The 26,899-nt window shown below is 69.5% G+C and carries 20 protein-coding genes; 9 read left to right on the top strand and 11 right to left on the bottom strand.

Annotated elements, in window-relative coordinates; all coding sequences use genetic code 11:
* Window positions 1–117 precede the first annotated feature (117 nt).
* A complete protein-coding gene (locus IPG72_16085; protein MBK6770499.1) occupies window positions 118–711 on the top strand; it encodes a DUF4389 domain-containing protein in 594 nt (197 codons plus the stop codon).
* A gap of 65 nt (window positions 712–776) precedes the next feature.
* Here IPG72_16085 and IPG72_16080 read toward each other — a convergent pair whose 3' ends face one another.
* The 3 genes from IPG72_16080 to IPG72_16070 all read right to left on the bottom strand — a co-directional run bounded on the left by IPG72_16080 (window position 777) and on the right by IPG72_16070 (window position 2,500).
* Window positions 777–1,019, bottom strand: a complete 243-nt coding sequence (locus tag IPG72_16080) for a CopG family transcriptional regulator (GenBank protein MBK6770498.1) — start codon at window positions 1,017–1,019, stop codon at window positions 777–779.
* A gap of 97 nt (window positions 1,020–1,116) precedes the next feature.
* On the bottom strand, window positions 1,117–1,278 hold the full coding sequence (locus IPG72_16075) for a hypothetical protein (protein ID MBK6770497.1): 162 nt from the start codon (window positions 1,276–1,278) through the stop codon (window positions 1,117–1,119).
* A 40-nt stretch (window positions 1,279–1,318) separates the two neighbouring features.
* Entirely contained in the window at window positions 1,319–2,500 is a 1,182-nt protein-coding gene (locus tag IPG72_16070) for a YcaQ family DNA glycosylase (GenBank protein MBK6770496.1), read from the bottom strand.
* 239 nt (window positions 2,501–2,739) lie between these two features.
* Here IPG72_16070 and IPG72_16065 point away from each other — a divergent pair, with 239 nt between their 5' ends.
* On the top strand, window positions 2,740–6,393 hold the full coding sequence (locus tag IPG72_16065; GenBank protein ID MBK6770495.1) for a VWA domain-containing protein: 3,654 nt from the start codon (window positions 2,740–2,742) through the stop codon (window positions 6,391–6,393).
* A 59-nt stretch (window positions 6,394–6,452) separates the two neighbouring features.
* Here the strand turns inward: IPG72_16065 and IPG72_16060 are convergent, their stop codons facing one another.
* From IPG72_16060 to IPG72_16030, 7 genes are read right to left on the bottom strand one after another with little or no spacing between them, the layout of a single operon-like run.
* Complete coding sequence (locus IPG72_16060) at window positions 6,453–7,412, bottom strand: hypothetical protein (protein ID MBK6770494.1); 960 nt, start codon at window positions 7,410–7,412, stop codon at window positions 6,453–6,455.
* Window position 7,413: 1 nt separating this feature from the next.
* Window positions 7,414–7,839 carry a hypothetical protein gene (locus tag IPG72_16055; GenBank protein MBK6770493.1) on the bottom strand — a complete coding sequence of 142 codons (426 nt, stop codon included), beginning with the start codon at window positions 7,837–7,839 and terminating at the stop codon, window positions 7,414–7,416.
* The gene (locus IPG72_16050) at window positions 7,782–8,933 is read right to left on the bottom strand and encodes a copper resistance protein CopC (protein MBK6770492.1); all 1,152 of its coding nucleotides are present in this window, start codon (window positions 8,931–8,933) and stop codon (window positions 7,782–7,784) included. Before IPG72_16050 ends, IPG72_16055 begins: the two co-directional genes overlap by 58 nt.
* Window positions 8,934–8,942: 9 nt before the next feature.
* Window positions 8,943–9,683 (bottom strand): DUF4340 domain-containing protein, encoded by a 741-nt coding sequence (locus IPG72_16045; GenBank protein ID MBK6770491.1) that lies wholly within the window; start codon window positions 9,681–9,683, stop codon window positions 8,943–8,945.
* 12 nt (window positions 9,684–9,695) lie between these two features.
* Window positions 9,696–11,279 (bottom strand): GldG family protein, encoded by a 1,584-nt coding sequence (locus IPG72_16040; protein ID MBK6770490.1) that lies wholly within the window; start codon window positions 11,277–11,279, stop codon window positions 9,696–9,698.
* Window positions 11,280–12,005 carry an ABC transporter permease subunit gene (locus IPG72_16035; protein MBK6770489.1) on the bottom strand — a complete coding sequence of 242 codons (726 nt, stop codon included), beginning with the start codon at window positions 12,003–12,005 and terminating at the stop codon, window positions 11,280–11,282.
* A complete protein-coding gene (locus IPG72_16030; GenBank protein ID MBK6770488.1) occupies window positions 11,998–12,981 on the bottom strand; it encodes an ABC transporter ATP-binding protein in 984 nt (327 codons plus the stop codon). Before IPG72_16030 ends, IPG72_16035 begins: the two co-directional genes overlap by 8 nt.
* 763 nt (window positions 12,982–13,744) lie before the next feature.
* Here IPG72_16030 and dnaA point away from each other — a divergent pair.
* The 6 genes from dnaA to IPG72_16000 all read left to right on the top strand — a co-directional run bounded on the left by dnaA (window position 13,745) and on the right by IPG72_16000 (window position 23,146).
* Window positions 13,745–15,127, top strand: a complete 1,383-nt coding sequence (gene dnaA / locus IPG72_16025; protein ID MBK6770487.1) for a chromosomal replication initiator protein DnaA — start codon at window positions 13,745–13,747, stop codon at window positions 15,125–15,127.
* A gap of 511 nt (window positions 15,128–15,638) precedes the next feature.
* The gene (gene pyk / locus IPG72_16020; protein MBK6770486.1) at window positions 15,639–17,129 is read left to right on the top strand and encodes a pyruvate kinase; all 1,491 of its coding nucleotides are present in this window, start codon (window positions 15,639–15,641) and stop codon (window positions 17,127–17,129) included.
* Window positions 17,130–17,178: 49 nt separating this feature from the next.
* A complete protein-coding gene (locus IPG72_16015; protein ID MBK6770485.1) occupies window positions 17,179–18,156 on the top strand; it encodes an alpha/beta fold hydrolase in 978 nt (325 codons plus the stop codon).
* The gene (locus tag IPG72_16010; protein MBK6770484.1) at window positions 18,153–18,812 is read left to right on the top strand and encodes a uracil-DNA glycosylase; all 660 of its coding nucleotides are present in this window, start codon (window positions 18,153–18,155) and stop codon (window positions 18,810–18,812) included. The genes IPG72_16015 and IPG72_16010 overlap by 4 nt, the downstream gene beginning before the upstream one ends.
* 232 nt (window positions 18,813–19,044) lie before the next feature.
* Entirely contained in the window at window positions 19,045–19,407 is a 363-nt protein-coding gene (locus IPG72_16005) for a hypothetical protein (protein ID MBK6770483.1), read from the top strand.
* 262 nt (window positions 19,408–19,669) lie between these two features.
* Window positions 19,670–23,146 (top strand): isoleucine--tRNA ligase, encoded by a 3,477-nt coding sequence (locus tag IPG72_16000; protein MBK6770482.1) that lies wholly within the window; start codon window positions 19,670–19,672, stop codon window positions 23,144–23,146.
* 70 nt (window positions 23,147–23,216) lie between these two features.
* Here the strand turns inward: IPG72_16000 and IPG72_15995 are convergent, their stop codons facing one another.
* Window positions 23,217–23,810: a GNAT family N-acetyltransferase gene (locus tag IPG72_15995; protein MBK6770481.1), complete on the bottom strand. Its 594-nt coding sequence runs from the start codon at window positions 23,808–23,810 to the stop codon at window positions 23,217–23,219.
* Between the two features lie 126 nt (window positions 23,811–23,936).
* On the opposite strand from IPG72_15995, the gene IPG72_15990 reads away from it, so the two are divergent.
* Window positions 23,937–26,801, top strand: a complete 2,865-nt coding sequence (locus tag IPG72_15990) for a leucine--tRNA ligase (protein ID MBK6770480.1) — start codon at window positions 23,937–23,939, stop codon at window positions 26,799–26,801.
* The last annotated feature ends 98 nt before the right edge of the window (window positions 26,802–26,899 follow it).

The raw sequence follows: 26,899 nt of genomic DNA, 5'->3' as shown, positions 1-26,899 counted from the left end.
CATCGTCGCTGGTACAAGTTCGCCCGCCAATCGATCCCAACCTGGAGGCGCATCGTGCCCGAGTCCGCCCCGTATGCCGCTCGCTTCGACGTCGACTATCCCGAAAGCCTGGACCGGATGACCACCTTCTTCCGGATCATCTGGGCCATCCCCATCCTCATCATCTTCGGCCTGATCGCGGGGGGCGGCCAGACCGAAACCGTCGAGGCGGTTCGGGATGGGGGCGAGATCATCCGGACGGCGCGGTCGGCGGGCGCCGGGATCGCGGCCCAGCTCACGATCGCCACGGCGTTGATGATCGCCTTTCGCAAGCACTATCCGCGCTGGTGGTTCGACTTCCAGCTCGAGCTGGCGCGCTTCGGGAATCGGGTCGGGGCGTACATGGCCCTGCTCACCGACGTGTACCCGTCCACCGTCGAGGCGCAGTCCGTCCACCTGGACGTCGACTACCCGAACGTGGAGCTGGAGCTGAATCCCTGGCTGGCCCTGGTGAAGTGGCTGCTGGCGATCCCGCACTACATCGTGCTGATCTTCCTCTCGCTCGCCGCCTTCGTCGCGGTGATCATCGCCTGGTTCGCGATCCTCTTCACCGGCCGCTACCCGCGCCCGCTGTTCGACTTCGTCGTCGGCGTCGCGCGCTGGTGGATGCGCGTGTCCGCCTACGCCTTCCTGCTCGTGACGGACGAGTATCCGCCGTTCAGCTTGCAGTAGCAGGGGCACCGGTACCGGTCCGGCATGGAGCGTTCATCCGCCGTGGGGCGGCGGGGCGTGGATCATCATCGCGCATGCAGATCGCCTCGGTTTGCGTGGATCACACCGTTCGTCCCGAGGTCGGCCGGCGCCTCCAGCGTCGCCAGGTGGTGCCGGCGCCCTCGCGCAAACGCATCCTCGCGGGCGACGAGCTGCTCCAACGCGTCGATCAGCAGGCTCGACACCGATGTCCGTCGCTGCGCGGCGATGACCTTGACCCGGAGTAGAACATCCCTTGGCAGCGATACCGTCACGTTGTGGGTATCCATTCGCACCTCCACGAACGCTCCACCCGGCCGTGATGGACTTTGTGAAATTGATCGCGGTATACCCAAGCCGCCGATCGCCCGGCGATCAATCGCCGGGCTACAATAACTGTGCCTGCTGAAGCAGGCTTTTCAGGCCGTAGCCGGCTTCAGCCGGCGTCGTTATTGTAGCCCGGCCGTTCACGGCCGGGCGGTCGGCGGTCAAGAACATCTCGGATAATTGCCCAACTTTCATAACGACCGGGCGATCGGTCGGCAGCATGTTTACCTGCAACCGTGCCCCATGTTGATGCCGATGTGGATCACCCCATCGCCCGCCCTAACGCCCCCGCCAGATCCCCCTTGTCCTCGACGACGACCTCCCCCGCCCCCACCCCTGCCGCCGCCTCGCGCAGCACCTCCGCCAGTTCACGCGCCACGTGCTCCGCGTCATAACCCGGCTCGAGCCATGCCGACCGCACCAGCAGCCGCCCCGCGGACCGATCCGCCTTGAGGTCGACCCGCGCCACCAGATCCTCGCCCAGCAGGAACGGCAGCACGTAATACCCGTGGACGCGCTTGGCCTCAGGCACATAGATCTCGATCAGGTACGCGAAGTCAAACAGCCGCTGCGCCCGCGGGCGGTACCAGACGAGCGGGTCGAACGGGGACAGCAGCGCGCGGGCGCGGATGCGGCGCGGCTCGGCAGCGCCAACCGCAAGCCACGTCGGTTCGCACCAGCCCTCGACGGCAACCCGCTCGACCTCGCCGCTCCGCTCGAGCTCGGCCAGCCGCGCCGCGGTTTCGGCACGCAAGAAACGCCAGTAGTCCGCCGCGTCGCCCAGCGTGAACACCCCCAGGCTGCGGGCGGCGATCGCGACGAGCGCGCGGCGCGCCTCGATGGGGTCGGGCGTCGGCATCGCCAGCACGGTGGCGGGAAGACGCCGCTCCGGCACGTCGTACACGCGGGTGAAGTCGGGGCGGCGCCACGCCGTCAGGCGCCCCTTGGCAAACAACCACTCCAGGACGACACGGCCTTCCGACCGCCACCACCCGTCGTCGCGCGTCCCGACGTCGTCCAGTTCCTTGATCGTCAGCGGCCCGTTGGCCGCGACGAAGTCGAACGTCCGCTCGACGAACCCAGGGCGGTCGACCGCGATCTGATCGATCCGTTTCCACGGCCACGCCTGGTCCATCTTCCACCGAAACAGCGGCTGCATCGCCACCGGCATGCTCGACGCCATGTGGCCCCAGTACTCGAACAGCTCGCCGGTCTCGTTCATGTGGCGGTCGACGATCCCCGGCGCCGGCCAGCCGAGCCGGCTGGCGAACGGCATGTGGTGCGCCCGGGCGAACACGTTCACGCTGTCCAGCTGAACCGCCGCCACCCGGTCGACGACGCGGCGCAGGTGGCGCACGTCGGGGCGGCCGGACGGCAGGGGGTCCGCGAAGCCCTGGGCCGCCAAGGCGATGCGCCGGGCGGCGGCAAGGGTCAGGGTGCGCATGTCAGGGTAAGCATGTCAGGGTAAGCATGTCAGGGTGCGCATGTCATGTAACGATCCGCTCCTCAACGGCGACTGAATCGCTTGGCGCAGAATGGCTGTGCCATCAACGCTGGCCGAACGCCGGCGATTGTGGTACATCTGTTCGACGTCGTCAATGCCCCCGCCCCATCCCCAACCGCCCCACCCCTCACCACCCCATCGCCCCCCGACATCATCCCCTGCCCACAGGAGAAGTCCCGATGCTCCGTCGCTTCCTCATGCCCGCCGTCGCCACCCTCGCGGCCGCGGGCGGCCTGGCCGCGGCCGCCGGCGCCGCGCCGACGCGCGCGCAGACCGGCCTGACCGCCTATCAGATGGTCGATCAATGGCCCCGGCGCGACAACGCGTCCGAGGGCCTCTTCCAGAGTCCGTCCGACCTCGACGTCTCGCGCGACGGCCACGTCTTCATCGCCGACCCGGGTGTCGCCGGCGTCCACCGCCTGCTGCCGTCCGGCGAGTTCCTGCCGCCGTTCGGTGTCACCGGCGGCTTCCCGCAGCAGCTCGGACGCGTCGGCCCGCTGGCCGTCGGACCGGCGCCGGCGGATCCGTCGACGGAGCGCGTCTACGTCCTCGACACGGCCGTCGACCGCGTCGTGATCTACGGGCTCGACGGCGCCTACATCGACCAGTGGGAGAAGGTCCCGGCCGAGAGCATCGCCGCCGCCGGCGACGGCACGGTCTACATCCTCGACCGCGAGACGACGCAGATCGTGGCGATCGACGGCGCGACCGGTCAGGCCAAGTGGCGCTTCGGCGTGCGCGGCCTGGACGACGGCCAGCTCACGAGCACGACGGACCTGGCGGTCAGCCCGGACGGCGCGGTCGTGGCCGTCGGCGACAAGAACGGCCTGCGGGCGCAGCTCTTCGACGTCGCCGCCGCCGACGCCGTGGCCGGCGGCGCGCCGCCGCTGGCGCTGCGGCAGGTATATGACCTCCGCAACCCCAAGTACACCCAGGGCGACGTCTCGTGCCGCGCCACGCGCGTGAACGCGCTCGGCGGCGACAGCGTCTTCCTCGGCGAGGCCGCCGGCGCGTGCGTCGTCACGGAGCGGGACGTCGCGTTCGCCATCGCGGCGAGCGCGAACAAGAAGACGATCTGCCGCGAGACCGTGACGCTGCCGCGCCTGCGCGCCGACACGCAGCAGTACTTCGCGCTGGCCGTCTCGAACCCCAACACCGGCAACTGCGGCCAGAAGCGCCAGGACCTGAAGACGAGCCCGGTCGTCGTATCCTTCGAGGACAACGAGCTGCGGCAGGTGAAGACGGTCTGGCAGGCCGCGTCGAACGAGGATTCGGCGAACCCGGTGCTCTTCTCGCCGGAGTCCATCTCGATGCCCGCGCCCGGCGTCGTGTTCGTCCAGGACCAGTCGTCCCAGTTCCGGTTCTTCGACACGGACGGCAAGCAGCTCGCCACCGCCGCCAAGGACACCCAGGTGGGGGACTTCTCGACCGACTTCGAGTTCTTCAGCGTCATCCTGGGCGTCGGGACCGAGACGCTGGGCGAGGTGTACGGCTACTACCTGAAGATCACCCGCCAGGGACAGGGCCAGCCCAAGGTCGACGGCGGCATCGGCCGCTTCAAGACCGTCGAGAAGCGTGGGCGCGAGGGCACGGAGCGGATCATCGAGAGCGTCTGGACCGACCAGCTCGCGTCGTCGTTTCAGCAGATCGAAGTGCCGGCGATCAGCTTCAACCCGGTCAGCGGCGAACTCCTCGTCGTCCGCAGCGACCTGACGCCGCAGACCCGCACGTACGATGTCCGGATCGTCCGCTACGCGCCCGACGGCCGCCAGATCAAGCCGGAGTGGGACCTGCCCGACGACGGCAAGGGCAACCCGTACACGGACATGGAAGTCGGCCCGGACGGCCGGGTGTACGTCCTGGACGATCTAGCCGACATCGTGCGGGTGTACGCGGCCGACGGCACGTCGCTGCTGAACGTCCCCGTCGCCTTCGACGCTCGCTCCGTCAGCGGCGGCCCGGGCGGTGCTACCCCGGCCGGTGACGGACCCTCGGATCCGCTGGGGTCCGTGTTCGTCCTGCGCGAGCCCGGTTACATCGAGCGCTACGCGGACGACGGCACCGTCACCGCCCGCTTCGACGCCCGCCCGCTGGCCTTCTCCGACCCGACGACACTGACCGACCTCACGGTCGACAGCGCCGGCCGGGTCTACGTGGCCGACGGCCAGTCCAGCCTGATCAGCGTCTTCGAGCCGTCCGCCGATCCCGACGCACTGGCCGTGCCCGAGGACCGCACGTGCACGTTCCGCGGCCATACGGCTGCCGATCCGCTGTCCATGCCGCTCGGCGCCTCGACGACCGTCACCTACACCCTCGACGGGCGCTGCGGCATCGGCGAAGAGCCGGCCGACATCGTCGTCGTCGTGCCGTACCTCTCCGAGCTGCAGCAAGGGGCGGATCCGTCCGCGACGACGATCACCGAGCTCAAGCTGTTGGCCGCACGCCTCGACTTCAGCCGCCACCGGATCGGCCTCGTCAGCTACTACAACACGACGGCCCTCGACCTGCCGCTGACCGGCGATCGAAGCGCCTACATGCGCGCCGTCGAGGACATCCAACGCTTCACGCCGGCCGCGCCGACCATTCGACCGCGGCTCAAGGACGCCATGGAAGAGGCAGCCGAACTGTTCGACACCAGCGGCTCGCGCCGCAAGGTGATGGTCCTGGACCGCGCCGCGTACTGCAGCGCCGCCAACGAGTTCTTCCCCGGCCAGTGCGCCGGGATCCCGCCGGCCGAGGACACGGCCGCCCAGATCCGGCTATCCGGGGTGACGATCATCGCGATCACGAGCTTCGGCGCGTCCGACCTGGCCAGCTCGGACGAGGACGTCATGAACGGCACGTACGCCGCCCACCGCCGGATGGTCCGCTACGGCGTCCCGGATCTCCTGGCCACCGGCTTCACGCTCACCAGCGCCGTCCCGGCGACGATGGACGTCGAGCCCGGCAGCCTCTCGGCCGCCGGATCGTGGCTGGCGCCGAACATGACGTGGTCGCACGCCTCGCTCGACGCGCCGTCCCCGTTCTCGGCCCGCCTCAAGCCGCGGGCCGCCGGCACGTGGCCCGTCACGGACGGCACGTTCGCCGAGTTCGTCGATGGCTGGGGCCAGCCGCAGCGCGTACCGTTCCCGTCGCTGTCCGTCGAGGTCGTCGGCCCGCCGGCGACGGCCACGTCGCCGGCCACGTCCACCCCGCCGCCCGCCGCTTCGCCCACCTCCACCGCGACGCCCGAGACCGTGCGCGTCTACCTGCCGTTCGCGGCTCGATCCCTGTGCTGGCCGCAGAAGGCGCGACAGGACATCGTGCTCGTCGTCGACGTCTCGAACTCGATGGCCGACGGCGGGCTGGCGACGGCCGTGAGCAGCATCCGCGCCTTCCTGGACGTCGTCGGCTTGGCGGACGGCACGGACCGCGTGGCGCTCGTCGACTTCGCCACCGAGGCGCGCGTCGCCGTGCCGCTCTCAAGCGACCGCGCAATGCTCGACGCCGGCCTGACCGGCCTGACGACACGCTCCGGCACGCGGATCGACCGCGGGCTCGAGGCGGCGACGGGCGTGCTGGCCGAGGGACGCCGGCCAACGGCCAAGCCGGTCATCGTCGTGCTGTCGGATGGCCGCCAGGTCGAGGCGCCGGAGCGCGCCGCCGCCGCAGCGGACGAAGCGCGCCGGGCGCACGGGATCGAGGTCTACGCGATCGGCTTTGGCGCCGACGTCGACCGCGCGCAGCTCGAGGCCGTGGCGGGTGATCCCGCCCGCGTCTTCCTGGCGCTGACCGGCGCCGAGCTGGCCGAGGTCTACCGCACGATCGCGGCGCAGATGCCGGGGTGCCCATAAGAACGAAGCCGGCCAACGCGGCGTCCCGGGACGCCGCGTTGGCCGGCACGGTCACGCCCTCACGGCGCGTTCGTCGACTCGTCCATCCCCGAAGCCCGGCGGGTCAGGAGGTTCAGCTCATCCACCGCCAACGGCCCTTCGACCCGCGCCGACAGGAAGCCTTGCGTGTCGAAGATGAACGTCCACGGGTCCGTGGTCAGGCCCCAGTCCTTGGCCGTGGCCGACATCTGGCTCGGGTCGGCGGGATCGCGTGATTCGATGTGGATGAAGTTGGCGCCGAGCTTCCACGCGGTTGCGGCGCGCTTGATCGGGTCGAGGGCGTCGCGGCACTCCGCTTCCGGACAGTTGCCCGGCGAGCTGAAGTGGACGACCGTCGCATAGCCGGAGACGACGCCCGAGGACACGCGCTTGTAGTAGAGGTCGTTGGCCGGATTCGGATCGGTCGTGAGCGCCGCCACCCCGCTGGCGTCCTCGGCGTACGGCGTCTCTCCGGTGGGCGGCGGCTGCCTGGCCGCCGGCAATTTCGTGCGCCCCGCCACCTGGAAGTCGGCCCGGGCGATGCCCTGCGTGCCGTCCATCAGCTGGACCGCCACGTCGACCGACCACGGGCCGGAAGCGTCGAAGTCCGTGTACGTCACCCATCGCCCGCCGCCGGTCAGCCCCCGTCCGAAGAAGAGCGCCGGGCCGTTGGCGGTCCGCTGCGGGCCGCTGTCGCTTTGGCGATAGAACGTCGTCTCGACGTTGCCGTTCTCGATCACCTCGCCGTCGTCCCTCTTGAGCACGAACGCAAGGCGATCGAAGCCGGGCCCGATGACGGATGTCTTGATCTCGATCGAGATCGCCCGCGCCTCGGGCGACGGGGTGATCCGGCTGAACGGGTCCTCCGTCGGCGGCACCGGCGTGACCGTCGGCGGGTCGGACCGGCAGCCGGCGACGGCGAGCGTCAGCCCGAGCGAAACGGTCGCCAGTGTGAGCGAAACAAAGCGCGATCGGAGTCGGGTCCCTGTCAGCTGATCCACCTTACCCTCCTCCTGTGACGCGTTCCAGCAGCGGAACGAGCTCGGCCTGCGTAGCGTTGCCCTCGAGCCGGGCGGCGACGTGGCCATCGCCCGTCAACACAAACGTCCACGGCTCGGTTTCGAGACCCCAGGCATCCATCTCGTCCGCCAGGACGAGCGGGTTGAACGACTTGTAGACCTCGAGGTGGATGACGTTCACCCGGCCGCGCCACGCCGCGGCCACCGCCTTCACCTCGTCGATGACGGGCGTGCAGATGCGCGATTCACAGTAGCCGGGCGTCGCAAAGACGACGACCGTCGGTTTGCCGCTGGCGACGGCCTCATCGACGGTCATGGCATAGAGCTCGGGGTCGGGCATCGGATCGCTCGTCAGCGCGGCGATGTCCGGGACGGTGGCCAGCGTCCGGTTCGCCGTCGGCGGCGCCATGTCGCCCACCGCCGGCGAGCGGGGCCGGCTGGCGACCTCGAACCGTACCCGGTTGGGCGCAACGGCCCGGCCATCCGGCAGCGTGCCGCTGATCTGGACCCCCACGGCCCGGCGCGGTCGAAGCGCGTCAGCGCCACGTACGTGCCGGCCTCGGGCAGCCGCGAGGCGTAGTACGTCGCCGGGACGGTGTCCGTCTCCTCGGCCGACTCGCCTTCCAGTCGAAAGAACGTCGCCGTGGCGTCGACGTCGGGGAGGAGCTCGTTGTCGACGCCAAGGACGGCGAACGCAAACCTGTCCTCGCCGACCGCCAGGTCGCTCGCCGCGATCGAGATCTGGATCGGAACGCCCGCGGCGTCGTCTGCGGCGGCCGTCGACGACGCCGCGGTTGGCCCGTCACCGGCGGACGAGGCCACTTGCGCGCCGTCCGTCACGGTCGCGCTCGGCGCCGTCGGGCCGGCCGTCGAATCGTCGGAACAGCCGGCGGCGACGCTTGCGACGGCCGTCGCGAACGCCAGAGCCGCCAGCATCGCGGCCGGCGTCGGTCGGGCGCGGCGCCGCGCGACGGTCGCAACGCCGAGCACCGCCACGGTCAGCGCCACGAGGACGAGGATCGTCTGCCCTGCCGTGCCCGATGGTTGCGACGCCGCCGCCACGTCACCGACGCTGAACGTGTAGCTGCCTGACGTCTTGTGCCCGTCGGCCGCGTCGTGGGCCGTCCAGGCGACGGTGTAAGCACCGAGCGGAAGGTCGTGCAGCAGGTCGACGGACATCGCGTGCGGGTCATCGGCGTCCACCCGGGTCGGGCCCTCGGTGACCTCGGCGAATGTGTCGTCGACGACGCTGATCGTGCTCTCCGGACCGAGCGGATCCGTGTACCGCACGGTGACCGTCGTCGGCGCAGGAAGGACGGCATCGCCCGGGGCGGGCTTGCTTTCGACGGTCTCGCTGTGCGCCGCCGCCGGCGCCGTCCGGACGAGGGCAAGCGCCCACGCCAGCACGAGCACGGCGGCGGCCCGTCGGGCGAACGGCAGCCGGGTGCCGGCAGCGCCGGGGGCGCGGCGTCGTGCGCGGGACGGGCCGTCTTCAGGCGCCATGCTGTCGACCTATTCGGTGGCGGTCGGAATCGCGGGCTCGGTGGGCAGACCGGGCGTGGTCGGCAACGCGACGATGGTCGCCATGCCGGGCAGGCCGATTGGGGCGGTGTCCGTCAGCGCGGTCGTGTCCGTCAGTGCGGACGTGTCCCCGAGTCCGGTGTCCGCAGCCGGCGTGCCCGCTGTCGATCCCGTTGTCGATCCCGTCGTCGTCGGGGCAGCGGCCGTCGGCGTCGGGGCGAGGGGCGGGGTCGTCAGCCAATCCTCGAGCTGGCCGAGATCGAAGCCGCTGACGATATAGATCGTCGTGCCGTCCTTGGCCATCACGTATCGGTCGCTCTCGCTCGTCAGCGGCGGATCGCCGACGATGAGCGTGTGCGCCGTTTCCGACACCGTGAACGTCACGGTCAGGGTCGGCGAGGCGAAGCCGTAGTTCGTCGCGTCGCGGCCGCCGGGCAGGGTGCGCTGCACGGACGGACTGGCCGTCCGCTCGACGACGCCGGCGACCTCGTCGTTCGTCGGCAGGTTGTCGACCTGCCACTTGCCGTCGACCAGCGCCAGCGTGTACGCGTTGCCGGCGCCCGACACCTCGACCTTCGAGACCGCCTTGGCGTCGAGCGCCCAGATCGGCCCCGGAGTCGGCGTCGGCGCGTTCGGGCCAACCTGCTTGCCGGTCTCGTTGCGCAGGCTGTAGGCCAGGATGACCATCGCGGCGAAGATCAGGAACAGGATGAGCGTCAGTCGTCGGTTCATCGTCCTCGTCCTTTAGCGGCGCTGCCACCAGACGTAGAAGCCGATCGCGGCGACGATCGCCGGGAGCAGCAGCGTGGTGACCAGGAAGATCAGGATCGGGCTCTGCGGCGCGCGGAGCGGACGGTCGTCCGGCTCGGTCGCCCGGATGCCCATCAACTCCTCGTCCTGCGCCAGCCAGTTGATGGAGTTCAGCACGAGGACGATGTTGCCGCTGGCTTGGATCTGCTGGAGGATCGCATCCGCGACCAAGCTGGCGCTGCCGATGACGACGATTCGGCCGGGTTCCTGCGCCGCGGCGCCGTCCGCACCGGCCGCCGGCTCACCGGCCACGGCGAGGTCGAGCGGGCCGGCGGCGTCCACGTCGTCCTTCGTCGGCTGCGCATTCTCGACCTCGAGGGCCGCCAGATCCGTCTCGCCCCACGCCGCGTCGCTCGTCTTGAGCAACGCCGACGTCGTCGTGCCGGACGGAGCGGTCGACGGGAGGACGATCGACCGGGCGCCGGGGAGGACGGTGAGGAGGGGCTCCGGGTTCGACATGTCGCTCGTGATCTCGTGGAACTGGAAACCTTCCTTCGAGATGACCGGGACGGCGGGGCTCTGCAGGGCACTCTCGGGATCGAGCACGAGGTCGTTGCGGAGGCTCATGCCGTAGCGGTTCAGCAGCGGCGAGAGATCGGCCTTGTCCTGCGGGTCGGCGAGGACGAGCACGCCGCCGCCGCCGGCGCTGAAGCTGGCCAGGCGCTCGAGCTCGGTGCTGTTGAACGGCTCCTGTGCGCCCGCGACGACGATGACGTCGGCGCTGAGCGTGTCGCTCGTCGCCAGCTGCACGGTGACGACCTTGTAGCCGTCGCGCTCGAGGGATTGGGCGATCCCGGCGTAGGAACGCTGGTCGGATCCCGTCGGGCTGTACTCCTTGTGGCCGGACGTGAACGCCACGACCTTCTCCCGCGGACGGGTGACCTTGATGATCGCCCCCGTGATCGACTTCTCGTCGAACGCGTACACGACCTCGTGCCGGTCGCCCATCCGGACGACAACCTCGTTGTTGGTCAGGGGCTGTTGGATCGCCTCCTGCAGCGCGAGCGCCCGCTCCGGTTCGGCCCCGGCGTCGATGGTCGCGAAGGTGACGGCGTTGCCGTAGGCGACGTAGTTGTCCATGAGCCGCCGGAGGTCCGCCAGCGTCGGGCTGCCCGCCGCCATGACCGCCGTGACCTTGATCTGCTGGCCCTGGTCGCGCAGGTCATCGAGGATCGTCTTGGACTGGCCCGAGATCGCGAACCGCTGGTTCGTCGTCGTGTCGAGCTTGACGAATCGCTGCGTGCCGAGAATGTTGATCACGACGAGGATGCCGATGACCGACACCAGCAGCACGAGCGCGTTGCCGCCGAACCGCGCCTGGCGCGACCCGAACGCCGTGCGCATCTCATCGGCTCGGCCGAGGGGATACGCCAACAAGAGGACGATACCGGCGGCGCCGATCGCCAGCGGCAGCCAATCGGGGCCGGTGTTCGTCTGCCGCATGCCGAGCGCGCCGACGATCAGGACGAGGCCGACGGCCGCGACATAGGGTGCGACCGCGCTTAGCTTCTCACGCATCTAGCGCCACCTCCGGGACTCGAGGATTCGGGTGGCCAGGAAGAGGCACCCGATCGTGAACGTGACCATGTGGATGACGTCGCGCGAGTCGATGACCCCCTGGCCGAAGTTGTTGAAGTGATCGGAGAGGCCGATGTAGCCGATCGACTTCACCAACCATCCGCCGCTGGGGAAGATCTGGTTCACGAGCGGGAGAAACCAGAGGATCATGCTGAGCATGATCCCGACGAACGCGGCGATCGCCTGGTTCTGCGTCAAGGACGACGTGAGCACGCCGAGCGAAAGGAGCATCGCGCCCAGGAGGAACATGCCCAGGTAGCTGGCGAGCAGCGGCCCCCAGTCCATGCCCTTCTCGGCGTAGCGCAGCAGGATGGCGACGTGCGCCAGCGTCAGCGACGTCAACCCGACGTACATGCAGATCGCGCCGAGCCACTTCCCCCAGACGACCTGCCAGTCGTTCACCGGCGCCGTCATCAGCACCTCGAGCGTGCCCGTCCGCTGCTCCTCGGCCAGAAGCTTCATCGACAGCACCGGCGCCGCGAAGAGCATCACGGTGCTGTATAGGTTCAAGAGCTGCGTCATCTCGGCTTGCTGGCCCGGGCTGTTCAGGATGAAGCCGAACAGGAAGCCGCTGAAGACCATGAAGACCGTCGCGACGACCCAGAAGACCGGCGACGTGAAGTACGACGCGATCTCGCGGCGCGCGATCGTCCAGAGGTTACGCATCGCCGTCCTCCTCTCCCGCATCCGTGTCCGTCTCGATTTCGGTTTCGTCGACGACGTCCGCATCGGCCGTCAGCTCGAGGAAGATCCGCTCGAGCGACATGCCCATCGGCGTCAGCTCCAGCAGCGGCCAGCCGCGCCCGACGATCGTCTGGGCGATGCCGGCCCGGGGGTTGCCCTTGGCCGTCGCCTTGACGAGGTAGCGCCCGTCGCCTTCGTGCGCCACGCCGGCAACGCCTTCGACGTCGGCCAGCGCCTTCTCGACCTCGCGCGCCGCCACGCTCGGCGCCACGACGACCCGCACCGCCTGCGCCCCTGCCAGCTGGCTCTGCAGCTCCTCGGGCGACGCCGCCGCCACGATCTCGCCCCGGTTGATCACCAGGACGCGGTCGCACAGCTGCTCGGCCTCCGAGAGGATGTGCGTCGAGATGATCACGGTGTGGTTGCCCTTCAGCTCATGGATGAGGCTGCGGACATCCTGGATCTGGCGCGGGTCGAGGCCGATCGTCGGCTCGTCGAGGATGACGACGGGCGGATCATGCAGCACCGCCTGAGCGATGCCGACGCGCTGGCGCAGCCCCTTCGAGAGCTGGCCGATCACCTGGTCGGCGCGGTCGTCGAGGTTCACCCGGCTCATGGCGCGCTCGACCGCATCGTTGCGGTTGGCGACGCCGCGCAGGCGCGCCATGAAGTCCAAGTAGCTCCAGACCGTCATGTCCGTGTAGAGCGGGGTCGTCTCGGGCAGATAGCCGATGTGCCGGCGCACCTCCATCGACTGCTCGATGATGTCGAAGCCCGCGATCGAGGCGCGGCCGCTCGTCGGCGGCAGATAGCCGGTCAGGATGCGCATCGTCGTCGTCTTCCCGGCGCCGTTCGGTCCGAGGAAGCCGACGATCTCGCCGCGGTAGGCGTCGAACGTGATGTCGCGCAGAGCGGGGCTCGGACCGTAGTAACGAGCCAGGTGCTCGGCCTGGATCATCACTTCTCGGTCCTGGGCTGGCTGTGATTTCATGGGCGCTCCCCCACCTGGTATCGCGGATCGCAGTGACTGTGGAACCCAAACAGACACCCCGCACGCGCGGGCGCCGCGTCGGTCTGACGACACGGCGATCGGCGGTCGGGGACAAGCGCGCGATTATAGACCGATCGTCTGCCGCGTGGGGCGACATTCCTGAGTAGCGGGTGAGAGCGTCGCTCGACGACGTGCGGCGAGGCTGGATGTCGGCGTCGACGGCGGGACGGCTTCGCGGGCCACCCCTTGCATGTGAATGATTCTTAAAGTTTCCGGACCACTTTTTGGGGCCGGGAGGTACTGTCGCCAGAATTTCCGCATCCGGTATGTGAACGATCGCCGAAGACACTAGATGTGGGTAAGCACAAACGTTCGATGCTTTTGTCACACGTCGGCGGACTTGCGGAGCGCGCCGGCCGGCGGCTAGAATCGCCCCGATCCGCTGGTGAGGATCGTTGGCCCGGGCGGTCGGCCGGTGCCGGGCTTCCGCCAGCGCATCAGCCACAGCCCGACATGTGCATTGACCCGTTGGACGGTCGAGCGTACCCGACGGGTGCGCCGTGAGCGTCGCCGTGTTCGCGCGCCGCTCGACCTTGTTGTGCCTCTTGGTCTTGCTGTGCCTCTTGGTCTTGCTGTGCCCATTGGGTCTTGCCGCGCCGCTTGGACTTGCCGCCCGGTGCGCCGTTCCCACCGCTCATCCCACCGGTCGACGCCAGAAGGGTCCGCCCCCATGCTCCTCCCGACAACCGCCCAAGACGTGTGGCAGCGCGTCCTGACCGCGTTGCAGCTTCAGATGACCCGGGCGACTTTCGACGCCTGGCTGAAGCACACCCGAGCGCTCGAGCTCGACGGCGACACGCTGGTGGTGGCGGTTCCGAACTCGGCGACGCACGACTGGCTGACGAGCCGTCTGGGCGGCGCCATGCGGGACACCGTCGCCACCGTGGCCGGCCCGGACGTGGCGTGGCGGTTCGTCGTCGACTCCGTCGATTCCCTCGGCGCCGCCGGCGCCGGGCCGGTGCGCGAACCGCAGCCCTCGGCGAACCACTTCGAGCAGCCGACCCTCCCGGCCAGCACCGGCTCGGCATTCCGCACCACCTCGACGATCCTGAACCCGCGCTATCGCTTCGACACGTTCGTCGTCGGCGCCGGCAACCGGCTGGCCCATGCCGCGGCGCAGGCCGTGGCCGAGCACCCGGCTCAGCGGTTCAACCCGTTGTTCATCTACGGCGGCGTCGGCCTCGGCAAGACGCACCTGCTGCACGCCATCGCCCACTCCGCCGCGTCGCGCGGCCTTAACGTGCAGCTCGTCTCCAGCGAGAAGTTCACGAACGACCTGATCAACGCGATCCGCACCCAGGCCACGGACGCGTTTCGCGCCGCGTACCGCGCCTGCCACATGCTCCTCATCGACGACGTTCACTTCATCGCCGGCAAGGAATCGACCCAGGAGGAGTTCTTCCACACGTTCAACGCGATCCACGAAGCGGACGGGCAGATCGTGCTGTCCAGCGATCGCCCACCGCAGCACATCGCTACCCTCGAGGACCGGCTGCGATCGCGCTTCCAGTGGGGCCTGCAGGTCGACATCGCGCCGCCCGACCTGGAGACGCGGATCGCGATCCTTCGCGCGAAGAACGAGCGCCTGGGCCACGAAGTGAACGACGCCGTGCTCGAGCAGATCGCCGCCGCGGTCCAGAACAACGTCCGCGAGCTCGAGGGCGCCCTCAACCGGGTCATCGCCTACGCCCAGTCAAACGGCTTCCCGCTGAACGCCGACACCGCCAGCCGCGCGCTGGCCGACCTCATGATCCGGCGCGAGCCGCCGGCGCTGCCGGAGATCATCCGCGCCGTGGCGGCGCACTACGACGTGAGCGAGGACGAGCTTCGCGGCCGCGGCCGAACGGCACGCGTCGCGGAGCCGCGCCAGGTGGCGATGTACCTCATGCGCGAGGAAGCGGATGCGAGCTTCCCGGCGATCGGCGCCGCACTCGGCGGGCGTGACCACACGACGGCCATGCACGGCGCGGAGAAGATCACCCGGATGGTCGAGGTCGATGCCCAGCTTCAGCGTGACCTCGTCCAGCTGCGGCAGCGCCTCTACAGTCGCTGAACCCGTCGGGTCAACCCTTGCCCGCCGCCATCTCAAGCCGCTGATTCGGCCGTTCAGGCCGCTGATTAAGTGGATAACTGTGGGTTTTGTGGGGATAAGACAGGTCAGATGGGGATAACTTCACGTCCCGTGACATCGGACGGTCGGTCCCGACACCACAAGATGTACCGCCCCTGACGGGCCCAAGCACGACATCCCTGCTCCAACCGGCGCCAGTCCGCGCCGGACCGCCCGCGGACGTTGTCCAACGCTCTCCCGACGCCGTCCACATCTCCCCCTGGAAGGTCCCTTTCGGGCACCACAAGCGGTTGCGGTTCGCCGACGCCTGGGGGACGAGGGCTACCGCCGGGCGATGCGCGGTCGGGAGTCATCCACAATCCACAGCCCCTACTGCTGCGGCTTTCTTTTATACTCAACCACAACTGGAAGAAGTGGATTCGTTCTTCCGAACCATCCTCCAGCAACGCCATCGACCGTCGTCCACGACGGCCGTCGACGCAGGAGTCCGCCGTTGAACCCGCTCCCGCAACGCACGAAGATCGTCTGCACCCTCGGCCCGGCCAGCGAGGACGCGGCGACGCTGCGCGCGATGATCCGCGCCGGGATGAGCGTGGCGCGGATCAACATGTCGCACGGCACGACGGCCGAGCACAGCGCGCGGCTGGCCACGCTGCGCAAGGTGGCGGAAGCCGAGGGCGCGGTCGTCGCCGTGCTGCAGGACCTGCAGGGTCCCCGCCTGCGGTTGGGCGAGGTCGCGGACGGGACGGTGCTGACGGAGGGCCAAACGCTGACGCTCGACGGGCACAGCGCCGTCGGCGACGCCCGACGGATGAAGGTCAGTTACGCCCGGCCGCTGGCCGAGAACGTCCAGCGCGGCCAGCGAATCCTCATCGACGACGGGCGGATCGTGCTCCGCGTCGTCGGGAGCGGGGTCGAGGACATCGAGACCGAGGTCGTCGAGGGCGGCCCGGTGTCCTCGCACAAAGGGGTCAACCTGCCGGAGACACCGCTCGCGATCCTCTCGCCGACGCCGAAGGACCTGCAGGACGTGCAGTTCGGCTTGGCGGAGGACGTCGACTTCATCGCGCTGTCGTTCGTGAGCGACGCGGCGCAGGTGCGTGCGCTCCAACAGTTCATCCGCGACTCCGGCGGCGACATCCCGGTCATCGCCAAGATCGAGCGGCCCGAGGCGGTGCGGAACCTCGCGGCGATCGTCGCGCAGTCGGACGGCGTGATGGTGGCGCGCGGCGACCTGGCGCTCGAGATCGGCGCGGCCCGCGTGCCGGTCGAGCAGAAGCGGATCATCCAGATGGCGAACGAGGCCGCGATCCCGGTGATCACGGCCACCCAGATGCTGGATTCGATGATCCACAGCACGCTGCCGACCCGCGCCGAAGCGAACGATGTGGCGAACGCGATCTACGATGGGACGGACGCCGTGATGCTCTCCGCCGAAACGGCGATGGGCGACCATCCGGCGGAGGTTGTGGCGATGATGGCGGCGATCGCGCGCGAGGTCGAGCGCGTGCTGCCGTACGAGGACCTCGGCCGGCGCGGCGCCGTCGGCCGGAAGCACACGGTGGACGGGGCGATCTGCGAGGCGGCGGTCGACATTGCCCGGCGGGTGAACGTCGCCGCGATCATCGCCGGCACGTCGTCCGGCTCGACGCCGCGGGCGGTGGCGGCCCATCGACCGGAGATGCCGCTCATCGGCGCGGCGCACCAGGAACAGGTGGCGCGGCGGATGGCGCTCGTGTGGGGCGTGACGCCGCTCATCGTGGCGCCGTACGCGACGACGGACGAGATGGTGCGCGCGCTGATCGAGACGACCGCCAAAGCCGGGCTCATCGGGGCGGACGACCGCGTCGTCATCACGTCCGGCCAGCCGATCGGCCGCTCCGGCACGACGAGCATGGTCCAGGTGCGGTTCGCCGGCGACTACCTCATGCTGGACGTGGCGACGCGCGACGTCCCGGCGGCTGCCGGCCGTACGAAGCGCTGATGGGGGCGCAGTTGGGTCGGCCGCGCATCGCGCCCCGCCGCACCGTTCGATGACGGAGCGGCGCGATCCCGCGATCTCACCCGAGGACTTGGCGCGCGCCGTCGCCCGGGCGGCGGATCGGCACCTGCAGCTCGGCGTGCGGCTGCCGGACGGGCGCTGGCTGGCGTACGCCGAGTTCGGCGCGCCGGACGGGCGGCCGGTGTTCGTGTTCCACGGCGTCCCCGGCTCGCGCCTGCTCATGGACGACGACCGGCCGATCGCCGACGCCGGGCTGCGGATGATCGCCGTCGACCGACCCGGTATCGGCCGCTCCGACCCGCAGCGGGGCCGCCGGATGCTGGACTGGCCGCGGGACATCGCCGTGCTGGCCGATACGCTTGGCCTGCGCACGTTCGCCGTCGCCGGCGGCTCGGGCGGCGGACCGTATGCCCTGGCCTGCGCGCACGTGCTGCCCGACCGCGTGACGCGCGTCGTCCTGGCGGCCTCGATGGCGCCGCTCGACCGTCCCGGCGCGCTCGACGGCTTCGCGCCGTCGCGGCGGTTCGCGTGGTGGATGCTGCAGCACGCGCCGCTCCAGCGTCAGATCACGAGCTGGATGCAGGCCCGGCTCTTCCGAAAGGAACCGACTTGGATGCTCGGCCGGATGACGCGCCGGATGTCCGAAGCCGACCGCGCCGCTGTCATGGATGCCGCCGTGCACGATGTCTTGCTCGGCCAGCTGCGCGAGGCGTTCCGCCAGGGCTGGCGGGGCGTGGCGCAGGACTTCGCGGTCCTGACCCGGCCGTGGGGGTTCGCGTTGGGCGAGATCCGGACGCCCGTCGACCTCTGGCAGGGGCTCGACGACGAGAACGTGCCGGCGGCGATGGGCCGCTATCTGGCCGCGACGCTGCCGAACTGCCGGGCGCGCTTCGAGCCGGGCGGCGGGCACTTCGGGCCGCTGGAGACGATGGACGAGATCTTGGCGGTGTTGGGGGGCGGCGAAGTGGGCGAGGACACGCGCGACGGCGACGAGAGGCGGGCCAGATGAGCGGGCAGGTCGATCTCTTCCACGCGCCGCTGCGGTTCGGCAGCTTCGCCGAGCTCGAGTCGGCGCTGCTGAACCTGACCGGCGATCCGCTCGAGCCCGAGGGCGGCCGGATCGTCATCTACCGCGGCAACCCCGCCGCGCGGCTGATGATCGTCGGCGAGGCGCCGGGGGCCGAGGAGGATCGGCTCGGGCAGCCGTTCGTCGGCAAGAGCGGCAAGCTGCTGGACGCGATCCTGCAGTCCGTCGGCTTCGACCCGGCGGTGGACGTCTTCGTCACGAACAGCGCCTTCCGCCGCCCGCGCGACAACCGCAAGCCGACGACCGAGGAGATCGAGTGGTACCGGCCGTGGCTGACGGAGATCATCCGTCTGATCGACCCCAAGGTCATCCTGTTGACGGGCGCCGTGGCGCTGCAGTCCGTCCTCGACGAGCGCCGCGGGATCACGAAGGTGCGCGGCGAGTGGTTCGATCTCGACGGCCGCAAGGTCATGCCGATCTTCCACCCGGCATACCTGCTGCGCAACCCGTCGAGCGCCGAGGGGTCGCCGAAGCGGTTGATGTGGGGGGATGTGCAGGAGGTGCGGCGGGTGCTTGATGCGTTGGACATTCGATCCGCGTCGCTTCGCCCACCACTCGAGCCGCAGTCTGATCGGTGATCTCACGTGCCAGACCGACCCCGGAGGGACATATGCCGAGTGAAGTGGCCGACCCCCAGCCCGACGATCCGCCGCTCTGGTTGCGGCGGCGATGGAAATGAACGACGATGTGCACGTTGGAGGCTCAGACCGGACGCTTGCGAGGGCGAGCTGAACGAGATCGTGCGTTGGCCGGCCGCCGGTGGTGCGGGCGGGGATCGATAAGCCGAGAGGCACAGGAGGGTGTGGAGGAATGGATCCAGTCGACGAAGAGAAGACGCTTGCGAGCCTGATCCAAGTGGATGTCGAGCGACGATCGGAGGATGCGGCGGAGCGTCTGAAGGATCTCGAAAAAGAGACGCACATCATGCTCTGGCAGTTCTTGGGCGGCAGGCTCGAGGACCGGATACGGCGGCATGAAGAGGCATCGGTCGACGGGGTCCCAGCGATCGAGGTGGACGGCTTCTACTTCTGGGCTCCGAAAGGGAATCGCGGCGGCCTGCAGGTGTGGGCGCGCAGCGCCGAGTCCCCGACCGCGGCGGCGGAATGGGTGAGCACCATACGACTCGCCGATCTCCACGGACTCACGCCCGGGCAGGAGCCGGTCGCGAAATAACATCGTACGTACCTCATCTACCGGTACACTCGAGGCCCGTTCTCGTCTCCTACGCGGAGGCGGGGGCGGGCATCTTTCGTTTCCCTCGAGGTCGCAAGGCCGACCAACCGATCCACCCGTCCCGCCCAGCCGATCCACCGCCGGCGCGCAAGTCGTCGCCCGGTGTCCGTGCCCAATTCGGCGCCCCCACTCACCCGCGCGTATCATTCGCCGCTTACGCGCCAGCGTCCGCTCCCCTGTCTCCCGCCCCCCCGAGGCCCCCATGTTCAACCCCCTCCCCCCCAAGCCCGACTTCCCCGCCGGCGAGAAGGAAATCCTCGCCTTCTGGAAGGCGCGCGGCATCTTCGAGCAGTCCGTCGCCAACCGCGCCGGCGCGCCGCGCTTCGTGTTCTACGAGGGGCCGCCGACGGCGAACGGCTTGCCGCACCCGGGACATGCGCTGACGCGGGCGATGAAGGACATCTTCCCGCGCTACAAGACGATGACCGGCCACCTGGTGGAGCGCAAGGCCGGCTGGGACACGCACGGGCTGCCGGTGGAGGTCGAGGTCTGCAAGGAGCTCGGGATCCACACGAAGGCCGAGATCGAGGCCTACGGGATGGAGGCCTTTGTCCGCAAGTGCATCGACAGCGTCTTTCGGTACACCGCCGAATGGCAGGAGATGTCGGACCGCCTCGGCTTCTGGCTGGACACGGACGGCGCGTACTGCACGTACCACAAGACCTATATCGAGAGCGTCTGGTGGTCGCTGAAGACGCTGTTCGAGCGCGGGCAGCTCTACCAGGGCCACAAGATCGTCTGGTGGTGGCCGCAGGGCGGGACGGCGCTCTCGGCCGGCGAGGTCGGCGAGGGCTATCGTGAAGTCGACGATCCGAGCGTCTACGTCCGCTTCCCGCTCGTCGATGAGCCCGGCACGTCGCTTCTCGTCTGGACGACGACGCCGTGGACGCTCGTGAGCAACCACTTCGCCGCCGTCCATCCGGACATCGACTACGCCGTCGTGCGGGATGACGATGCCGGCGAGCGGCTGATCGTCGCCGCCGAGCTCGTCGAGAAGGTCGCGGCGCTCGAGGGGCGGACGTGGGTCGTCGAGGAGATGCTGGCCGGGCGCGATCTCGTCGGGCGGCGGTACCGGCCGCCGTTCGATGTGTACCACCACGAATTGGGCGATCGAACGGCGCCGCTGGCCGCCGGTACGGCTGCGACGAACGTGGGCGCCAGCGTCGACGCCCCGCCCGGCCACGACCACATCGGCTGGCGCGTCGTCGCCGCGCCGTTCGTGACGACGGACAGCGGCACCGGCGTCGTGCACGAGGCGCCGGCCTTCGGCGAGGTGGACTTCGAGCTCCTCGTGAAGACGGAGCGGCCGCGCTTCGCCGATCCCGACGCCGTCCCGCTCCTGTGCGCCGTCGCCCCGGACGGCTCGTTCACCGCCGAGGCGGGCGACGCGCTCGCCGGGCGGTACATCAAGGACGCGGACAAGGACATCATCAAGGACCTGCGTGAGCGCGGACTGCTCTACCACCGCGCCCAGATCCGGCACGACTACCCGTTCTGCCCGCGTGCACCCGAAGACGCGCTCATCCAGTACGCCCGCGCCAGCTGGTTCGTCCGCACGAGCGACTTCAAGGGCGAGATGCTGGCGAACAACGACGCCGTGAACTGGCTGCCCGACCACATCAAGGAGGGCCGCTTCGGCGACTTCCTGCGCAACAACGTCGACTGGGCGCTGTCGCGCGAGCGCTTCTGGGGCACGCCGCTGCCGATCTGGAAGTGCGAGGCTTCGGGGGAGATGGAGGCGATCGGGGCGCTGGGCGAGCTCTTCGCCAAGCCGGGCGTGACGGGCACGGAAGTCTGGGAGGCGGCCAAGGCGGCCGACCCGACGCTGCCGGACGATCTGCGGATCCACAAGCCGTACATCGACGCGCTGACGTACGACAGCCCGTTCGCGCCGGGGGCGCGGATGCGGCGCGTGACGGAGGTCATCGACTGCTGGTGGGACGCCGGGAGCATGCCGTTCGCGCAGTGGGGCTTCCCGCACCTGCCGGGCAGCCAGGAGCGCTTCCGCGAGATGTTCCCGGCCGACTTCATCAGCGAGGCGATCGACCAGACGCGCGGCTGGTTCTACGGCCTCATGTCGATCAGCACGCTCCTGTTCGGCGACGAGGACCGGCTGGACTGGACCGTCGACGCGCCGGAAGCCGAGCCGCCGCACCCGTTCCGCACGTGCATCGTCCTGGGGCACATGATGGGCGAGGACGGGCTGAAGATGAGCAAGCGGACGAAGAATTACCGCAGCCCCGGCTATGTCTTCGACGCCCTCGGCGCGGACGCGATGCGGTGGTACTTCTACAGCGCCCAGCCGCCCTGGACCACCGTCCGCTTCCAGGAGAACGCGATCCGCGACGCCCAGCGCGAGTTCCTGCTGCGGCTGTCGAACGTCTGGAGCTTCTTCAACATCTATGCCCGGCTGGACGGCTTCGACCCGGGAGTCGCCGTCGTAGAAACGTCGACGACAACGGCAACGGCGACCGCACCGGCGACGGCCACCGGTTGGCGTCCGGTCGCCGAGCGCGCCGAGCTGGACCGCTGGATCATCGGCGAGCTTCACCGGACCGTCCGCGCCGTCCGCGCCTCGATGGACCGCTTCGAGAACCACCCCGCCGCCGGCGCCCTCGTCACGTTCGTCGACGCCCTGTCCAACTGGTACGTCCGCCGCTCGCGCGACCGGTTCTGGGGGGCGCCGTCCCAGGACAAGTGGGATGCGTACAACACCCTGTACGAGGTCCTCGTGGACCTCTCGAAGGTCATCGCCCCGTTCACGCCGTTCTTCGCCGAGCGGCTGTACCGCAACCTCGTCGGCGAGGTAGCGGAGGCGGCCGGCATCGTGGCCGGCGAGGATGTGGCGGTCGCCGGCCGCCGAGCTGTCGCGCCCAGCGTCCACCTGTGCGATTACCCGACGGCCGACGCGATGCTCATCGACGAGGCTCTCTCCGCCGAGATGGCCCTCGTCCGCGAGGCCGTGTCGGCCGGCCACGGCGCCCGTGCCGACGCCGGCCTGAAGGTCCGCCAGCCGCTCTCGCTGGCCGAAGTCGTCGTTGCGGACGCCGCGTCGGCGCAGGCCATCGAGCGGCATGCTGGCCTCGTGGCCGAGGAGCTGAACGTCCAGCACGTCGAGCCGACGCGCGAGGCCGATCGCTACGTGACGTTCATCGTCAAGCCGAACTTCCGGACGCTCGGACCCAAGTTCGGGCCACGCGTCCAGCGTCTCGGCGCCGTCCTCGCGGCCGTGGATCCCGCCGCCGCCCGCCGCGCCCTCGTCGACGACGGCCGCTTGGTCGTCGACCTCGACGGCGAGGCGGTGACGCTAACGCCGGACGATGTCGAGGTGCGGCTGACCGCGCGCGAGGGCTTCGCGGCGGCCGAGGGCCGGGGCGTCGTCGTCGTCCTATCGACCGAGATCACGCCGGAGCTGAAGGAGCTCGGCTTGGTTCGCGAACTGCTCCACCACATCCAGGCCGCCCGCAAGGCGGACGACCTGCCCTACCAGGCCCGCATCGCCCTCGACCTCGATACGTCGCCCGACCTCGCCGTCGTCGCCGAGCGCCACGCCGAGACGATCCGCCGCGAATGCCTCGTCGTCGACCTGGTGATGGGCGCGCCGCGGGACGGCGCAGCGGTGCACGAGGGCGACGTCGAGGGGGTTGGGGTGCGGCTGGGGGTGCGGGTCGTCGGCTAGTACACCACCATTGCAGAATCTCCGGGTTCCGCACTCTGGTGGCACCCAGAGCGTGTCCAGTGGTGGTGTGCTAGCGAAGCGACGCTGCGAACCCGTCCGGATACCGCGCCGCCCATTCACCCCGCAGCATGCCGTACCCTACGGCGTCGTACACCCCGCCCTCCCACGGCCGCGCTTCGCGGTACCGCGCCTCGAGCGTGAAGCCGAGCTTCTCGGCGACGCGCATCATCGCCGCGTTGCCCGTCCACGTTTCCGTCGTCAGGCGCCGCCACGTTGGGAACGCCTCGAACAGAAAGCCGCACCACAGGCCAAGCGCTTCCGTGCCGCGGCCATCGCCCCAGTACGCCTCGTCGTGGATGCCGATGCCGACGGCTGCCCAGTTCGTCTCGCGACTCAGGAAGTAGCGTCCCACCGTGCCGATGTAGGCATCCGTCGCCGCATCGGCGATCGCCAAACGAACGCGTGGCTCGGCGAACGTACCGGCCTCGATCGTCTCCGCCAGGCGGGTGCGCTCGGCCGTGACCATGTCGGCGGTCGGCGGGCCGCCCCACGGAGCGTCGAAGCGATACCATGCGCGATCGGGCGCGCGGAGGCGCTCCCAGGTCGGGAGGTCGGCGAGCCGGAGGTCGCGGAGGCGAACGAGGCGGCCTTCAATGGGCAGCATGGCGCGCTATCGTACATGAGATCGATTTCGTCTGCCCTCGGCGCGCCCCCTATAATCACCCTTCATCTCAGCGCCGGGCGAGCTGCAATCGCTGTGGTCGGCGCGGCACACGTGTAGGTTGAGCCCATGAGCGAAGATAGCCGCTACCCGTTCAGCGACATCGAGGCCAAGTGGCGCGCTTGGTGGGACGAGCAAGGGACGTACCGCACGCTCGGCCCAGGCGACCATGGATTCAATCCGGCGCGGCCGAAGTATTACGTACTGGACATGTTTCCATACCCGTCGGGCAAGGGCCTTCACGTCGGCCACCCGCTGGGCTACATCGCCACCGACATCGTGGCGCGCTACAAGCGGATGCGGGGCTTCAACGTGCTGCACCCGATGGGCTTCGACGCCTTCGGCCTGCCGGCGGAACAGTACGCGATCGAGCACAACGTCCACCCGCGCCTGACGACGATGTCGAACGTCGACACGATCCGGCGCCAGCTGCGCGGTCTCAGTCTTGGGTATGACTGGGAGCGCGAGATCACGACGATCGATCCGGAATACTACCGTTGGACGCAGTGGATCTTCCTGCAGCTCTATGAAAGCTGGTTCGACCCCCGCTCCAAGACCGCCCGTTCGCTCGTCACGCTCGTGACCGCACTGGATGCGGGTGCGTTCGGCGTCGACGGCGCCGGTCGGCTCGTCGCGGCCGACGACCCGGCGATCGACTCGCCCGGCGTGCGTCGCTGGGACGAGTTGTCCGACGTGGCTCGGCGCACGATCGTCGACGCGCACCGACTGGCCTACTTGGCCGAGGTGCCGGTGAACTGGTGCCCGAGGCTCGGCACGGTGCTGGCCAACGAAGAGGTCACGGCCGACGGCCGGAGCGAGCGCGGCAACTTCCCGGTCTACAAGCGGCCGCTCAAACAGTGGATGCTCCGCATCACCGCCTACGCCGACCGCCTCGTTGCCGACCTCGACAACGTCGACTGGCCCGAATCGCTGAAGACGATGCAGCGCAACTGGATCGGCCGCAGCGAGGGCGCGCTCGTCGATTTCGCCCTCGACGACGGCAGTGGCCGGAGCGTTCGCGTCTTCACGACCCGACCCGACACGCTGTTCGGTGCGACATACGTCGTCCTCGCCCCGGATCACCCGCTCGTCGGCGCGGCCACGACCGCGGCGGCGCGCGATGCCGTCAACGCCTATCGCACCGCAGCGGCGGCCAAGACCGAGGCGGCGCGCGAGGCCGAGCAGCGAGCCAAGACCGGAGTCTTCACCGGCGGCTATGCGCTGAACCCGGCCAATGGCGCGCGCCTCCCGATCTGGGTGGCGGACTACGTGCTGATGGGCTACGGAACCGGCGCGATCATGGCCGTGCCGGGCCACGATCAGCGCGACTTCGAGTTCGCCCGGGCACACGACCTGCCGATCGAGGCCGTCGTGCTGCCCGACGATGGTTGGCTGCGGGCCGCCGCCGCCGGCCGTCCGGTCGCCCCGCACGGCGGCGCGGTCGATATCGCTGCCCTGCGCGCCGACTACCTTGCCCATGCGGCCGAATACCCATCGACGTTCGACGGTTATGGCTCCGCGGTCCGATCGGCCAATGCCGAGGTCACCCTCGACGGGCTGGACAGTGCAGCGGCCAAGCAGCGGATGACAGCCTGGATCGAGAGCAAGGGGCTCGGCCGGGTGGAGGTTCAGTACAAGCTCCGCGACTGGCTCTTCTCGCGCCAACGCTACTGGGGCGAGCCGTTCCCGATCCTGCATGCGCCCGATGGCCGCATCGTGCCGGTCGCCGAGGACGCCCTGCCGGTTGTGCTGCCGGAGATGGACGATTTCCAGCCGGTACCGACGGATGACCCCGACGCGCCGCCCCAGCCGCCGTTGTCCCGCGCGCCGCTCGAGTGGCGGCTCGTGGACGTCGACGGGGTGACGTACGAGCGCGAGCTGAACACGATGCCGAACTGGGCCGGCTCGTGCTGGTACTACCTGCGCTACATCGACCCGTCGAACCGAGAGCGCCTCGTGGATGGGTCGAAGGAACGCTACTGGATGGGCAACAACGGCGTCGACCTGTACGTCGGCGGCGTCGAGCACGGGGTGCTCCATCTCCTGTACGCCCGCTTCTGGCACAAGGTCCTCTTCGACCTCGGCCACGTCGGGACGCCCGAGCCGTTCGGCAAGCTGTTCAACCAGGGTTACATCCAGGCATATGCGTTCCGCGACGACCGCGGCTTCTACGTCTCGGCCGATGAGGTCGAGGAGACGGCCGAAGGCTTCGTCCACAACGGGCACCCGGTGGTTCGCGAGTACGGCAAGATGGGCAAGAGCCTGAAGAACATCGTGACGCCGGATGTGATCATCGAGCGCTACGGCTGCGACTGCCTGCGGCTGTACGAGATGTACCTCGGCCCGCTGGAGCAGTCCAAGCCGTGGAGCACGCGCGACATGGTCGGCATCAGCCGCTTTCTCGATCGGCTGTGGCGCAACTTCGTCGCCGCCGACGGATCGCTCCAGGTGAGCGACGATGCGCCCGACGCGGAGCTGCTGCGGCGGCTGCACACCACCATCCAACGCGTCACGGACGACATGGAGGACCTGCGCTTCAACACCGCCATCGCCGCGCTCATCGAGCTGAACAACGACCTCGTCGGCCGCGAAACCGTGCCGCGCGACGTCGCTGCCGCGATGGTCCCGCTCCTCGCACCTCTTGCGCCGCACATGGCCGAGGAGCTATGGTCGCGCCTTGGACATAGATCGACGGTGCTCGCCACCTCGTGGCCCGAGTACGACCCACGCTTCCTGAATCGCACGACGGTCGACGTCGTCCTCCAGGTGAACGGCAAGGTGCGCGGCAAGCTGACCGTCGCGGCGGAAATGCCCGAGGCCGAGCTCGAGGCGCTGGCACTGGCCGACCCGGCGGTGGCGCAGTACGCCGAGGGCAAGGCGGTGGTCAAGGTGATCGTCGTGCCGGGGAAGATCGTGAACGTCGTCGTGGCCTAGTACTCTGTCACTGCAGGGTCTACGGATAACCACCTCGGTCGGACATCCGAAGCGTGTCCAGTGACAGCGTACTAGGCGAGCAATCAAGTGCGAAGGAG

Origin of the sequence: Candidatus Avedoeria danica (assembly GCA_016703025.1) — a bacterium.
In the GTDB taxonomy this organism is placed as follows: Bacteria; Chloroflexota; Anaerolineae; order Epilineales; family Epilineaceae; genus Avedoeria; species Avedoeria danica.
The sequence above is the reverse complement of the archived record's forward strand: the minus strand, read 5'-3'. Positions and strand labels throughout refer to the sequence as shown.